The 13,615-nt window shown below is 68.9% G+C and carries 11 protein-coding genes; 5 read left to right on the plus strand and 6 right to left on the minus strand.

Going from position 1 to position 13,615, the window contains the following annotated elements:
- Nucleotides 1–36 precede the first annotated feature (36 nt).
- Together AC5ZH6_RS11265 and AC5ZH6_RS11270 are read right to left on the minus strand one after the other, a co-directional pair.
- On the minus strand, nt 37–1,002 hold the full coding sequence (locus tag AC5ZH6_RS11265) for a 1-phosphofructokinase family hexose kinase (protein ID WP_265077906.1): 966 nt from the start codon (nt 1,000–1,002) through the stop codon (nt 37–39).
- Nucleotides 999–1,769 carry a DeoR/GlpR family DNA-binding transcription regulator gene (locus tag AC5ZH6_RS11270; protein WP_288337513.1) on the minus strand — a complete coding sequence of 257 codons (771 nt, stop codon included), beginning with the start codon at nt 1,767–1,769 and terminating at the stop codon, nt 999–1,001. Before AC5ZH6_RS11270 ends, AC5ZH6_RS11265 begins: the two co-directional genes overlap by 4 nt.
- 270 nt (nt 1,770–2,039) lie before the next feature.
- Between AC5ZH6_RS11270 and AC5ZH6_RS11275 the strand changes: the two genes are divergently transcribed.
- Complete coding sequence (locus tag AC5ZH6_RS11275; protein ID WP_288337515.1) at nt 2,040–3,764, plus strand: putative PEP-binding protein; 1,725 nt, start codon at nt 2,040–2,042, stop codon at nt 3,762–3,764.
- 37 nt (nt 3,765–3,801) lie between these two features.
- On the opposite strand, the gene lexA is transcribed toward AC5ZH6_RS11275, so the two are convergent.
- A complete protein-coding gene (lexA, locus tag AC5ZH6_RS11280; RefSeq protein WP_006371167.1) occupies nt 3,802–4,533 on the minus strand; it encodes a transcriptional repressor LexA in 732 nt (243 codons plus the stop codon).
- A 208-nt stretch (nt 4,534–4,741) separates the two neighbouring features.
- On the opposite strand from lexA, the gene AC5ZH6_RS11285 reads away from it, so the two are divergent.
- Both AC5ZH6_RS11285 and nrdR read left to right on the plus strand, forming a co-directional pair.
- Nucleotides 4,742–5,371: a LysM peptidoglycan-binding domain-containing protein gene (locus tag AC5ZH6_RS11285; RefSeq protein WP_288436778.1), complete on the plus strand. Its 630-nt coding sequence runs from the start codon at nt 4,742–4,744 to the stop codon at nt 5,369–5,371.
- 58 nt (nt 5,372–5,429) lie between these two features.
- Nucleotides 5,430–5,936: a transcriptional regulator NrdR gene (nrdR, locus tag AC5ZH6_RS11290; protein WP_014359831.1), complete on the plus strand. Its 507-nt coding sequence runs from the start codon at nt 5,430–5,432 to the stop codon at nt 5,934–5,936.
- Here nrdR and hrpA read toward each other — a convergent pair.
- Complete coding sequence (hrpA, locus tag AC5ZH6_RS11295) at nt 5,910–9,932, minus strand: ATP-dependent RNA helicase HrpA (protein WP_288336160.1); 4,023 nt, start codon at nt 9,930–9,932, stop codon at nt 5,910–5,912. The genes nrdR and hrpA overlap by 27 nt on opposite strands.
- Nucleotides 9,933–10,037: 105 nt before the next feature.
- Here hrpA and AC5ZH6_RS11300 point away from each other — a divergent pair, with 105 nt between their 5' ends.
- Nucleotides 10,038–11,267, plus strand: coding sequence for an aminotransferase family protein (locus AC5ZH6_RS11300; RefSeq protein ID WP_026920166.1), 1,230 nt, complete (start codon nt 10,038–10,040; stop codon nt 11,265–11,267).
- Nucleotides 11,268–11,380: 113 nt separating this feature from the next.
- Here AC5ZH6_RS11300 and AC5ZH6_RS11305 read toward each other — a convergent pair whose 3' ends face one another.
- Both AC5ZH6_RS11305 and AC5ZH6_RS11310 read right to left on the minus strand, forming a co-directional pair.
- Nucleotides 11,381–11,914 carry an alkyl hydroperoxide reductase gene (locus AC5ZH6_RS11305; RefSeq protein ID WP_006371162.1) on the minus strand — a complete coding sequence of 178 codons (534 nt, stop codon included), beginning with the start codon at nt 11,912–11,914 and terminating at the stop codon, nt 11,381–11,383.
- Between the two features lie 11 nt (nt 11,915–11,925).
- Nucleotides 11,926–12,513, minus strand: coding sequence for a peroxiredoxin (locus AC5ZH6_RS11310; RefSeq protein WP_006371161.1), 588 nt, complete (start codon nt 12,511–12,513; stop codon nt 11,926–11,928).
- Nucleotides 12,514–12,656: 143 nt separating this feature from the next.
- Between AC5ZH6_RS11310 and AC5ZH6_RS11315 the strand changes: the two genes are divergently transcribed.
- Nucleotides 12,657–13,607 carry a hydrogen peroxide-inducible genes activator gene (locus AC5ZH6_RS11315; RefSeq protein ID WP_288336154.1) on the plus strand — a complete coding sequence of 317 codons (951 nt, stop codon included), beginning with the start codon at nt 12,657–12,659 and terminating at the stop codon, nt 13,605–13,607.
- The last annotated feature ends 8 nt before the right edge of the window (nt 13,608–13,615 follow it).

Below are 13,615 nucleotides of genomic sequence, written 5' to 3' on the forward strand. Positions count from 1 at the left end.
CTGGTTCTGAAGTTGTTCGGGGTCACGGGTTGTTTGTCATGGGGTTGGGGCGGCTCCGGCGAGATCGGTGATCACGACACGGTCGGGATCGAGGTGGTCGGGGCGGGGAGGCTGGGTGCCGGCGAGTGCGGCCGCCGCGGCACCATAGGCGACCGCGCTGCGCAACCGTCCGGGCTCGTCGGCGCCCCGGGTTTCGGCGATCAGGTAACCGGCCAGCGAGGAGTCGCCTGCGCCGACGGTGCTGCGCGGGACGATCGGCGGCGGCGTGGCGAACCAGCTGCCGGACTCGGTGGTCAGCAGTGCGCCGGCCGCACCGAGGGTGGCCAGCACGGCGCCGCCGATGCGGTGCGCCATGTCGGCCGACGCCGAGACGATGGGCGACAGATCGCCCTCGGCGGCGGCGTGACGCAGGATCTCCGGATCGGCACCGCTGACCTCGGCGAGTTCATACTCGTTCGGCTTGATCAGGTCGACGCGTCCGGTCACCGCTGCCGTCAGGGGAGCACCCGAGGTGTCGATGGCGACGCGGTGTCCGCGCGCGATGAGCTGGTCGGCGAGTACGCGATACCAGTCGTCGGCGACACCCGGTGGCAGCGATCCGCACAGGGCCACCCAGTCGGCACCGGCCGCGCGGGCCAAGACGAGGTCGGTCAACGCACGCACCTGACGGGCGTCTAGGAACTGGCCGGAGGCGTTGATCTTGGTCGTGGTGCCGTCGGGTTCGGCGATGGTGATGTTCGACCGCACCTCGCCGGGCACGGCGAGGGCCTCGTGGCGAAGTCCGACCTGGTCCAACGCGGTCAGCAGCGGATCGCCGTTGCGCGCCGGTAGGACCGCGAGGGTGGTCAGACCCGCCTCGGCGATGACGCGGGAAACATTGACGCCCTTGCCGCCCGGCTCGGCGCGGACACCGACGGTGCGTTGCACCTCCCCGCGCTGGAGGGGGCCGGCGATCTCCAGGGTGCGATCGAGACTCGGGTTGGCGGTGACGGTGAGGATCATGCGATCACGACCTCGATGCCGCGGGCGGAGAGCACCGCGGAGAAGGTGGGATCGATACCGGCGTCGGTGATGAGGACATCGACGTCGTCGAGGTCGGCGAAACCGGCGAAGTCCTCGCGATTCATCTTCGAGGAGTCGGCGAGCACGATCACGCGTTGCGCCGAGCGCACCAGCGCCGACTTCACCGCCGCCTCCTCGGGGTCCGGCGTGGACAGTCCAAGCCCCTCGCTGACCCCGTTGGTGCCGATGAAGGCGACCGTGGAGCGAAACTGCCGCAGTCGGGACACGGTGTCGGCGCCGACTGCGGCCTGCGTCAGACTGCGAACTCGCCCTCCCACCAGATGCAGTGTGGCGCTGGGATGTTCGGCAAGAAGCGTGGCCAGGGGCAGGCTGCTGGTGACCACGCTCAGGCGTCGGTCGGTGGGGATGTTGAGTGCGGCCTGGTAGGTGGTGGTGCCGGCGTCGAGCGCGAGCGAGCCGCCGTCGGGCGGCAGGAAACGCATCGCCGCACGGCCGATCGCCACCTTCTGATCGGCATGGCTGGCCTCGCGCTCGCCGATGCCCTGCTCGTCGACGATCTGGACCAGGCCGGGCCGAACCGCGCCACCGTGTACGCGCTGCAGATGGCCGGCGCGTTCCAGGCTCGCCAGATCGCGTCGCACCGTCTCGCTGGTGACCTCGAAGCGCTCGGCGAGCGCGCTCACCGAGGCGCGGCCCTTCGAGCGGACCAGCTCGGCGATCGCCTGCTGTCGTTCTTCCGCGTACACGTCTCTCCGATCTCTTTCCGACCACCGACCCCATGTGGGTTTCTGTGGGACCCGGTGTTGATATATCTGTGTTTACGCCTGTTTGTGTTGACAAGTCAAGGATTTCTTGTAACTTCGATCACAAGAGGTGGTGACGTACCGGTGTTTCACATCCATCGGAAGCCTGGTCGGATCACACAGAACGACCGCTTGACCAGTACGACCCGCATCACCGAAACGCCCGCACCACCGAACGACCGCATCATTGAAGGACGAGGAAAGGCCGGAACCGTGGATCAACAGGTTCGCCCCCAGCACACGCAGACCGAAAGCAGTGCGTCGGATGCCGACACCACGCTGCACGGGACGCCCGTCGTCGGCGGCAAGGCCTACGGGCCGGTCGTCCGTCCGGGCGAGCGGGTGAGGGCCGAGCCCGCCGATCCGGGCTCACATGTGGTGGACGAGGCCGACCGTGAGGCCGAAAAGGCCCGCTTCGTCGATGCCGCGGCCGTGGTCGCCGCGCGACTGCGTGAGCGCGCCTCGCACGCCTCGGGTGCCGCCGCAGAGGTGTTGATCGCCACCGCGGGCCTCGCCGAGGACCGCGGGTGGATCGGCACGGTCACCAAGCTGATCGCCGACGGGACCCCGGCCCCGGCCGCGGCCGCCGCGGCCACCGAACAGTTCGCCGCGATGTTCGCCAAGCTCGGCGGGATCATGGCCGAGCGCATCACCGACCTCAACGACGTCCGTGATCGGGTGGTGGCCGAGGTACTCGGCGAGCCCGAGCCCGGGGTCCCCGTGCCCGACGAGCCGTCGGTGCTCCTCGCCGACGACCTCGCGCCGGCCGACACCGCCGGACTCGATCCGAAACTGATCACCGCGTTGGCCACCCGGCTCGGTGGGCCGACCAGCCACACCGCGATCATCGCCCGCCAACTGGGGATTCCGTGCGTGGTGGCGGTCGCCGGCCTCGACGACGTACCCGCGGGCACGCCCGTTCTCGTCGACGGAACCGCGGGAACCGTTGTCGTTCACCCCGATCCGGCGCGGGCCGGGGACGAGGTGGAGCAGAGTCGTCGGGAGGCGGAGGCGATCGCGGGATGGACCGGGCCCGGGCGCACCGCCGATGGTGTGGAGGTGGCCATCCTGGCGAACGTCGCCGACGGCTTCTCGGCGCGGGCGGCGACGGCGTACCCCGTCGAGGGGGTTGGTCTGTTCCGCACCGAACTCGCCTTCCTCGATCGGGCCGACGAACCGTCGGTGGACGAGCAGGCTGCGCTCTACCGCGAGGTCATCGAGGCCTTCGACGGCAAGAAGGTCGTGGTCCGGACGCTCGATGCCGGCTCGGACAAGCCGCTGAAGTTCGTCGATCACGGCACCGAGGCGAATCCCGCACTGGGCGTACGAGGCAACCGGATCGCCGCGACACATCCCGAGATCCGTGCCGGTCAACTCGACGCGATCGCCCGCGCCGCGCAGGCGACCGGCACCACGCCCTGGGTGATGGCGCCGATGATCGCCTCGGCCGCTGAAGCCGCCGAATTCGCTGCCGAGGTCCGCGGTCGCGGGCTGGTGGCGGGGGTGATGATCGAGATCCCCTCGGCGGCGATCCTCGCTCCGGCGATCCTCGCCGAGGTCGACTTCGTCTCGATCGGCACCAACGATCTGACGCAGTACACAATGGCCGCCGACCGGATGTCGGCCGAGCTCGCCGGGCTCACCGACCCGTGGCAGCCTGCGGTGCTCTCGCTGATCGCCACCGTCGCCGAGGCGGGCACCCGCAGTGCGACACCGGTCGGGGTGTGCGGCGAGGCCGCCGCCGATCCGCTGCTCGCGTGTGTCCTGGTCGGGCTCGGCGTCACCTCGCTGTCGAGCGCCCCGGCCGCGGCGCCCGCGGTGGGAGCGAAGCTCGCCGAGGTCGACCGCGAGGCGTGCCGCTCCGCCGCGCAGGCTGCACTGGCGACCGCCTCACCGGCCGATGCGCGTGCCGCGGCCGCGGAAGCGTTGCGCAGCTGAGCCGTTCGGCTGAGCGGGCCGGCGGGTGTGACTCCGCTCAGATGCGGCGCATCACCGTCACGACCTTGCCCAGCACCGCGGCGTCGTCGCCGGGGATGGGCTCGAACAGGTCGTTGTGCGGCATCAGCCACACATGGCCGTCCTTGCGCTTGAAGGTCTTGACCGTCGCCTCGCCGTCGATCATCGCCGCGACGATGTCGCCGTTGTCGGCGACGTTCTGTTGACGAACGACCACCCAGTCGCCGTCGCAGATGGCCGCGTCGATCATCGATTCACCGACGACGCGCAGCAGGAACAGTGACCCGTCGCCAACGAGTTCACGCGGCAGCGGGAAGACATCCTCGACGGCCTCCTCGGCCAGGATCGGCCCGCCGGCCGCGATACGTCCCAGAACCGGCACGAACGTCGGCGTGGGGAGGTTCGACGCATTCGGGTTGTCGTCGGTGGGCGTGGGATCGCCGTCCTGGACGTTCACCGCGCGGGGTCGGTTGTGATCGCGTTTGAGCAGACCCTTGCGCTCGAGGGTTCGCAGCTGATGCGCGACCGATGAGGTCGACGCCAGGCCGACGGCGTCGCCGATCTCGCGGATGCTCGGCGGATACCCGCGTTCGCGCACGGACTTGCGGATCACATCGAGCACGCCCTTCTGGCGCGGGGTGAGCGCGGCCTCGACGGCCGCGGGATCGATCGGGCCGGTCGCGACGGCGTCGTCCGGATCGGTGACGGTCGCCGCGTCGGGGTCACCCGAGCGGCCCTTCTTCTCACTCATGGGGTTCGCATCCTTTCGGTCGGTGCGCACATCCTCGCGGGGTACGCCCTGGTTGACGGGCCCTGTGGAGAGCTGAACACCGGCCAGGGTAGCCGAGGCGACAGGCAACCTCAAACATGTGTTCGACGTGTCGCGAGAAATTGTCGGTGCCCCGTGGTAGAACTCGAACATCCGTTCTTCGAATGCATGATCGAGATAGGGAGACGCCATGCCGACCGTACTTCTGCCCACCGCGCCGGGCACCAACGACCTGCCCGTTCGGTCCCGCCGGACGGCTCACCGCGCCGCCGCCGTTCGCCGCGGGGCGTCGATGCCGGCCCGCGCAACCGTCGAGCACCGGGCGCTCGAACACCGGGTGCTCGAACACCGCGCGCCCGAACACCGGTCGTCCGACCGTCGCCTCCCAGAGCGGCGCACGCTCGAGCGCGACCCGGCCCGCCGACGACCGGCATATGCGGGCCCGGCCCGGACCGGTGCGCGCCGCCTTCCGGCGGTTGCGGGCACCCGTTGCGCAACTCCGGTCGGCCCGCGGGTCACCGCGCACCGCACCGCTCGCCGTACCGGTGCGATGGTGGCCGTGCTGACCGGTGTCGCCCTGGCGCTGCTGGTGTGGCTGGTGGCCGTGGCCGGTAGCGACTACCAGCAGTCGACCACGCCGACGCCCGCGGCCACCGAGGTCGTGCACGTACGTGCCGGGGAATCGCTGAACTCGGTTGCCGCACGGGTCGCGCCCGACCTGCCCCGGCAGGCCGTCATCGACGAGATCGCGCGGATGAACGAGATGTCCGGCAGCGGGCTCCAGGTCGGTCAGGCACTGCTGGTACCCGCCTACCGGTGACGACCGGGGTAGGCGATCACACGGCTGTTCCACCGCGGTGGGGCGGTATTGTCGGTGTATGCGCTGCCCGTTCTGCAGGAATGATGACACCAAGGTCATCGACTCCCGAGTTGCCGACGAGGGGCAGGCGATCCGTCGGCGCCGCTCCTGCAGCGCATGCGGTCGCCGGTTCTCGACGGTGGAGACCGCTGTCCTGGCCGTCGTCAAACGCAATGGCGTCACCGAGCCCTTCAGCCGCGAGAAAGTGATGCGTGGGGTCCGACGCGCGTGTCAGGGACGCCAGGTCGACGAGGACGATCTCGCGCAGCTCGCCCAACAGGTCGAGGAGACCGTTCGGGCCTCCGGAGTCGCCGAGATCCCCAGCAACGAGGTCGGATTGGCGATCCTCAAACCCTTGCGCGACCTCGATGAGGTCGCCTACCTGCGATTCGCGTCGGTGTACCGCTCGTTCGATTCCCTCGAGGACTTCCAACGCGAGATCGACGACCTGCAGGGCAATCTGACCCACGGCCGGACGACGCCCGCAGCCGGCGTCGTGTCAGCCGAGTCGGTCCAGGGTCCGTAGCGCCCGTTTCTCCGAGATCGGATAACGCGTGCCCAGTCGCTGCGCGAACAGACCGACCCGCAATTCCTCGACGAGCCAATGCGCCTGTTCGTTGACCGCGTCTCGCCTGCCGTCGGGCACCTGCGCGAGCCGCTGGTTCCAGCGCTCCACCACCCGATCCAATGCCTCCATGCCGGCGCGATCCCGCGCGGCGGATGCCGGCAGATGCTCCAGGCGCTCACGGGCAGCGCGCAGATAGCGGGGCACCTCCGCCAGGTGCTCCCGTGGGGTGGCGGCGACGAAGCCGTCGAACACCAGATGGCCGAGCTGTTCGGCGACGTCGTCGGCGGCGAGTTGCCCCGAATGGGTGTCGATCACACCGCGCAGTGCCACCAACTCCCGCAGGACGTCGACCGCGAGGCGTAGATACTCCGGAGCGGCGTCGGTCACCGCTGGCCGCAGCCGTTGGGCGAGCGCGGCGAACGCCTGGGGCGAACGTACGACGCGCAGTTCGTCGGGCTCCACGAGATCACGGATCGCTCGGCGTGTGCAATCGCCGAACAACCGCGCCGGCTCCCGATAGGGGCTCTGGCTCAACGCGATCCGTCCGGCAGGGTCCAGTCCGGAGGCGGCTTTCGGACTCAATGCGGGGATCGTGTTCTCCAACAACACGATCACGCCGCCGGCCAGGGCGGTGCTCGCCTCGGTGGTGGTCGCCGCCCGGACAATCGAGACCCCGTCGGGATGGCCGGCGCGGTGGGTCACGTGCAGAGTCGGGTAACGGGTGATGGTCTGCCCGGCGACGTCGGCGGTCTCGCTCGGCGCGAGTGTTCCGATGCCCTCGTCGGTCCACGTGGTGTACACCGGTGTGGCCGTCTGTGTGGTGGCGGCGGGTATCGGTTCCGACAGTTCGGCGAACGATGAAGTACGGGTGAGGATCTCGCCCTTGTCGTCGACGACCGCGAAGTGGATGCGCAGATGAGTCGGGAGTCGGTCGGGGTCGAAGTCGGCGGGCGAGACCGAGTGACGGGTGACGGTCGACAACTCCCGGGCCAGACCGCGGATCAGCGGTTCCGAGCGTGGGGTCAGCCGAGAGAGCGCCAGATCGGCGAAACGTTGGGCCGGTGCCATCGTCTTGCGCAGCGACTTCGGCAGGGTCTTGACGAGTTCGGTCGCCAACTCCGAGCGCATCCCCGGGACCAGCCAATCGAAGCCGGCGTTGCGTACATGGGGCAGAAGATCTTTCGGGATGACGACGGTGACGCCGTCGTCGGGCGCGCCGGGCTCGAAACGATACCGCAGCTCCAGACGGGTCTGGCCCTGCTGCCAGAACCCCGGATAGTCGGTGTCGGCGACGGCGACGTCAGCCGCCACATCGGCCGCGGTCAGGTCGAGCAGATGCGGTTGCGCCGACCGCGTCTTCTTCCACCAGGAGTCGAAATGTCGCGCCGAGGTCACCTCGGCAGGGATGCGCTGATCGTAGAACTCGAACAGTTGCTCCTCGGAGATCACCACATCGCGCCGTCGGGCGCGGTGCTCGACATCGGCGGCGTCGCTGAGCAGTTGCCGATTCCGGTGGAAGAACTCGTGGTCGGTCTTCCAGTCGCCCTCGACCAGGGCGTGCCGGAGGAACAACTCCCGGGAGACCTCGGGGTCGATGGGGCCATAGGTCACCCGGCGTCGTGCGACGAGGGTGACCCCGTAGAGGGTGACGCGTTCGTAGGCCATCGCCGCGCCCCGCCGCGACGACCAGTGCGGCTCGCTGTAGGTGCGTTTGACCAGGTCGCCGGCCAACCGTTCCACCCACAACGGGTCCACCCCGGCCACGGTGTGCGCGAACAACCGTGACGTCTCGATGATCTCGGCCGCCATCAGGAACGCGGGCGGCTTCTTGGCGACCGACGACCCGGGGAAGATCATCAGCGTGGTGTTGCGGGCTCCGGTGTATTCGCGGCCCTCGGCATTGCGTGCGGCGATGTTGCCGAGCAGCCCGGCGAGGATCGCGCGATGGATCGCATCGGCATCGATCTCGGTGCGTGGAGTCTCCCAGTCGAGGTCGGAGACGATGCCGCGCAACTGCCGATGCAGGTCCTGCCATTCCCGGATGCGCAGATAGTGCAGGAACTCGCGCTCGCACATCCGCCGGAATTGATTGCCCGACAGCTCTTTGCGCTTCTCCTGCAGATACGCCCACAGCGCCGGGTAGGCGAGGAAATCCGAGCCCGGGACCGCAAAGCGACGATGCGCGGCGTCGGCGGCCTCCCGATGTTCGGCCGGTCGCTCACGGACATCGGGCAGCGACAATGCCGCAGCAATGACGAGCACGTGCTCCAGACATCCCTCGTCGCGGGCGCCGACGAGCATGCGAGCGATCCGCGGATCGACCGGAATGCGCGCCATCGTCGCGCCGACCGGCGTCAGCCGGGGCGCCGTGCCGGAGTCCGACCGGGCAGTGCCGGAGTCCGACCGCGCTGTGCCGCGCGTCTTCTGGCCGCCGGTGGTGATCGCGCCCAGTTCACCCAGGACTGCCATGCCGTCGCGGATCGCCCGGGCGTCGGGTGGCTGCACGAACGGGAAGTGGGCGATGTCGCCGAGGCGCAGCGCGGTCATCTGCAGGATCACCGACGCCAGGTTGGTGCGCAGGATCTCCGGATCGGTGAAGGCGGGCCGGGCGTCGAAGTCCGCCTCGGAGTACAGCCGGATACACACGCCGGGCGCGACGCGCCCGCAGCGCCCGGCACGCTGGCGGGCGCTGGCCTGCGAGATGGGTTCGATCGGCAGCCGGAGCACCTTCGTGCGCGTCGAATAGCGGGAGATGCGTGCGGTCCCCGAATCGATGACGTAGCGAATGCCCGGAACCGTCAGCGATGTCTCGGCCACGTTGGTGGCCAACACGATTCGACGGCCGTCCGACGGCGAGAACACCTTCTGTTGGTCGGCGATGGACAACCGCGCGAACAGCGGAACCACCTCCGCGCCCGCGGCGACACGACGCGACAGCACTGCCGCGGCCTCTCTGATGTCGCGTTCGGTGGGCAGGAACACCAGGATGTCCCCGCGACCATTCGCGCCCCACAACTCGCCGATTGCGGCGTCGATCCCCTCGAACAGATCGAGATCGGCGTGCTCGCCGCCACCGGCGTCGTCGCCGGAATCAGGGTCTTCCCGCAGTGACAGCGGGCGATACCGCACCTCGACCGGATACGTGCGCCCCGACACCTCGAGGATCGGCACCTCGGTATCGGCGGTGGCGAAATGCCGTGCGAATCGGTCGGGTTCGATGGTCGCCGAGGTGATGATGACCTTGAGGTCGGGCCGGCGGGGCAGCAGGCGGCGCAGATAACCGAGGATGAAATCGATGTTGAGACTGCGTTCGTGGGCCTCGTCGACGATGATCGTGTCGTAGTGCCGCAGCATTTGGTCCGAGGAGATCTCCCGCAGCAGGATGCCGTCGGTCATCACCTTCACCAGCGTGTCGGCACCCGAACGATCGGAGAACCGCACGGAGTAACCGATGGCGTCGCCGATGTGGGTGCCCGTCTCGTCGGCGATCCGGCGCGCCACCGAACTGGCCGCGATCCGACGGGGTTGGGTGTGACCGATCGCCCCCCGCACACCGCGGCCGAGCTCGAGGCAGATCTTCGGCAACTGGGTGGTCTTGCCCGACCCGGTCTCCCCGGCGACGACGACCACCTGATGCTCGGCGATCGCCGCGGCGATCTCCGCACGCGCCGCCGACACCGGGAGCTCCGCCGGATACTCGATGACCGGGATCGCAGCACGTCGAGCAGCGATCCGTTTCTCGGCGCCCTCGATCGCACGGAGCAGGCCGTCCAGACGTTCGGGCGAGGGAGCTGCTCCGCGTTCGTCCGGTCCGCGCTTGTCGAGTCCGAGTTTGTCGAGTCTGCGGCCCAACGAGTGCTCGTCGACGATGCTCAGCCGAGCGATGCGCTCGCGCAGTTCGTGAGGATCGACGTCCTCCGGATGAGCGGTGGAGCGGGCGGGGGAGGAGGACATGATGCGTTCCAGGATATGGGGTCGGGCGGGGGTGGGCTGGATCGCACCGGCTCCTGCCCGCCCCCGCGACGCACGTGCACGGCGGCGACCGGCATCATGGTGACCATGGCTGGTTCGCTGTGGCATGGCTTCGCCGACATGGGTTCGGTGAGTACCAACGGTCCGTTCGTCGTCACCCGCGGTGAGGGGGCGCGCATCTGGGATGCGCAGGGCAACTCCTACCTCGACGCCACGGCGGGACTGTGGTTCACCAACGTCGGTCACGGTCGCACCGAGATCGCCGACGCCGTGCGCACACAATTGGCGACGTTGGCCCATTACTCCGGATTCGGTGACCTCACCGCCGATGTCACCGACACCCTCGCCGACCGGCTCGCCGCGCTGGCACCGGTACCCGGCAGCAAGATCTTCTTCACCTCCGGCGGTAGCGATTCCGTCGACACCGCGGCCAAGCTGGCGCGACGGTACTGGACCGAGGTCGGCAAGCCGGAGAAGACCTTGCTCGTCGGCCGCACCAAGGCCTACCACGGCATGCATGTCGCGGGTACCTCGCTGGCCGGTATCCCGGCAAACCACGACGGCTACGGACAACTCATGCCCGACGCGGAGTCGGTCGGCTGGGACGACGCCAAGAGTCTGCTCGGGCTCATCGAACGGGTCGGCGCCGATCGGGTGGCCGCCTTCTTCTGCGAACCGATCATCGGCGCCGGCGGGGTGTACCTGCCGCCCGAGGGGTATCTCGCCGAGGTGCGCCAGATCTGCCGTGACCACGACGTGCTGTTCGTCGCCGACGAGGTGGTCACCGGTTTCGGTCGCATCGGTGGCGACAGCTGGTTCGCGTCGTCCCGGTTCGATCTGCAACCGGATCTGATGACCACCGCCAAGGGACTGACGTCGGGGTACGTGCCGATGGGCGCGGTGTTCATCGCACCACGGATCGCCGAGCCGTTCTACGCCGGCGGCGTCTGGTGGCGACACGGCTACACCTATGGCGGTCACGCCGGTGCCGCCGCGGCGGCGATGGCCAATCTCGACATCATCGAACGCGAGGGCCTGCTCGCCGAGGCGACGCGTCTGGAGACCGATCTGGCGACGGCGCTACGCCCGCTCGCCGATCTCGACGCCGTGAGCGAGGTCCGCACCGGGTTGGGCGCGGTCAGCGCCGTCCAGCTCGCCGATCCCGCACGTGCCCAGGACGCGGTGGCGGCCATGCGCAGGCACGGGGTGAGCGGACGTGCCGCCGGGCAGGGCGCCCTGCAGATCTCCCCGGCCTTCGTGATGAGCACCGCAGAGGTCGGCGACCTCGCGAGCCGCATCGGCGACGCACTGAGCTGAGGCGGAGCCCGCACGTCGGAGCGCGCACGCCGTTGACGACTCGGGCCGGTGCCTGCGCTCACGCAGACACCGGGCCCGACATCTTCTGTCACAGAGGGGCTGTCACACGCCGATCAGACGCCGCTCAGCACCTCGGTGGTGGCGATCGCCTGGCCGACGCCGGCCACGATCGAGGCGACCTTGAGTGCCTCGAAGATCGCCTCGCGGTCGACGCCCGCCTCACGCAGGGTGGCCTCGTGCGCGCCCACGCAGTGCTCGCAGCCGTTGATCGAGCTGACCGCGAACGACCACAACTCGAAGTTGGCCTTGTCGACGCCGGGGTTGCCGATGATGTTCATCCGCAGACCGGGACGCAGGTCGTCGTACTTGCCGCCGAGGAATCCGCGGCCGCGATAGAAGACGTTGTTCATCCCCATGATCGACGCGGCGCCCAGGGCGGCGTTGTAGGCCTCCGCGGACAGCGTGTCGGCGGCTTCCTCGCCGATCTCGGCCAGCACCTTGGCATTTCGCGTCGCCGCAGCGGTCGCGAGCAGGGTGCCCCACAGCTGCTCCTCGTTCAGCGCGGTGGTGCGGCTGATCGAACCGAGGTTGAGCTTGAGGTCCTTGGCGTACTCGGGGAGGGCTTCCTTGAGATTGTCGATGCTCATGAGTGCTCCTCTCAGACGCTGGCGGTCAGCAGTTCGCCCGCGTTGATGGTGGGATCGCCCTTGCGCCAGTTGCAGGCGCACAGTTCGTCGGACTGCAGCGCGTCGAGGACGCGGAGCACCTCGTCGACGTTGCGTCCCACCGAACCCGCGGTGACCGAGACGAACTGGATCTCGTTGTTCGGGTCGACGATGAAGGTGGCGCGGTCGGCGACGCCGTCGGCGTTGAGAACACCTGCCGCGGTGGCCAGTTCGCGCTTGAGGTCGCTCAGCATCGGGAAGGGGAGGGTCTTGAGGTCCTCGTGCTGGGCGCGCCACTGGAAGTGGACGAACTCGTTGTCCACCGAGGCGCCGAGCACCTGGGCGTCGCGGTCGGCGAACTCGTCGTTGAGCTTGCCGAAGGCGGCGATCTCGGTCGGGCACACGAAGGTGAAGTCCTTGGGCCAGAAGAAGATGATCCGCCACTTGCCGGGATGATCATCGCTGGAGATCTGGGTGAAGTAGTCGTCGGGCTGCTGGGCGTCGACCTTCGACAGGTCGCCGCCGATCACAGCGGTGAGGTTGTAGGCGGGGAACTGATCGCCGATCGTGAGCAGAGCCATGGTGTGCAATCTCTCCTTCTAGTCGCGCGGGCGCCGGCGATCCGGACGGATCGGCACGGCAGTACCGATAATGCTTCGCACCGACCATTGTGCTCGGGAATCGGTGAAAGTGAAACGTGATGATTAGCACTACACTGATAGGTATGCCCGATAAAACTTATCAGCCGTCGGTGGCCGGCCTGCGTGCCTTCGTCACGCTGGCACGCAAACATCATTTCGGTTCTGCGGCAACCGAATTGGGGATCAGTCAGCCGTCGCTGTCACAGGCGCTGGCCGCCCTGGAGGCGGGTCTCGGACGCAAACTCATCGAGCGCACCACACGGCGTGTCTTCTTGACTCCGGAGGGCCAGGCCCTGCTCCCCAAGGCGATCGCGGTGACCGACGCCGCCGACGACTTCTTGTCCGCGGCGGCCGGTGCCGACGATCCGCTCTCCGGCGCGGTGCGCCTCGGGGTGATCCCCACGGTTGCGCCGTACATCCTGCCGCGGATGCTGCGCGGGTTGCCGGCCCGGTTACCCGGCCTCGAACTGCGGGTGGTCGAGGATCAGACCGCCCGTCTGCTCACCGCGCTGCGCGAGGGCTCGCTGGACGTGGCTGTCCTGGCCCTGCCGGCAGAGGCCGGCGGTATTGCCGAAATCCCGATGTACGACGAGGATTTCGTGCTCGCCCTGCCCGTCGGCCATCCGCTCGCCGGCCGCAAACGCGTCGATCCGAGCACCCTCGCCGATCTTCCGCTGCTCCTGCTCGACGAGGGGCATTGTCTGCGCGATCAGGCACTCGAGGTCTGTCGACTGGCCGGGGTCTCACCCGACCTCGGGCACACCCGCGCGGCATCGCTGGCCACCGCGGTGCAATGTGTCGAAGGTGGGCTGGGGGTCACGCTGATCCCCGAGACCGCGGTCGACTCCGAAACGGCGGCAGGCGAATTGGCGATCGCGCGATTCACCGCGCCGCGTCCGGGACGGCGGATCGGGTTGGTCTATCGGGCCTCGTCGGGCCGCGACGAACCGTATCGGCGGCTGGCCGCCGTGATTGCCGGACTGGTCGAGGAGATCGCGCCGGTGCGGGTCGCCACGCCGGCGATCCCGGTCTGACCGCGTCG

The sequence above is a fragment of the Gordonia sp. YC-XJ4 genome (assembly GCF_059511865.1).

Bases quoted from the DNA above. Each gene is read 5' to 3' on its own strand.
- AC5ZH6_RS11265 (WP_265077906.1), bottom strand. From the start codon at position 1,002: ATGATCCTCACCGTCACCGCCAACCCGAGTCTCGATCGCACCCTGGAG.
- lexA (WP_006371167.1), bottom strand. From the start codon at position 4,533: ATGAGTGAGAAGAAGGGCCGCTCGGGTGACCCCGACGCGGCGACCGTC.
- AC5ZH6_RS11285 (WP_288436778.1), top strand. From the start codon at position 4,742: ATGCCGACCGTACTTCTGCCCACCGCGCCGGGCACCAACGACCTGCCC.
- nrdR (WP_014359831.1), top strand. From the start codon at position 5,430: ATGCGCTGCCCGTTCTGCAGGAATGATGACACCAAGGTCATCGACTCC.
- hrpA (WP_288336160.1), bottom strand. From the start codon at position 9,932: ATGTCCTCCTCCCCCGCCCGCTCCACCGCTCATCCGGAGGACGTCGAT.
- AC5ZH6_RS11300 (WP_026920166.1), top strand. From the start codon at position 10,038: ATGGCTGGTTCGCTGTGGCATGGCTTCGCCGACATGGGTTCGGTGAGT.
- AC5ZH6_RS11305 (WP_006371162.1), bottom strand. From the start codon at position 11,914: ATGAGCATCGACAATCTCAAGGAAGCCCTCCCCGAGTACGCCAAGGAC.
- AC5ZH6_RS11310 (WP_006371161.1), bottom strand. From the start codon at position 12,513: ATGGCTCTGCTCACGATCGGCGATCAGTTCCCCGCCTACAACCTCACC.
- AC5ZH6_RS11315 (WP_288336154.1), top strand. From the start codon at position 12,657: ATGCCCGATAAAACTTATCAGCCGTCGGTGGCCGGCCTGCGTGCCTTC.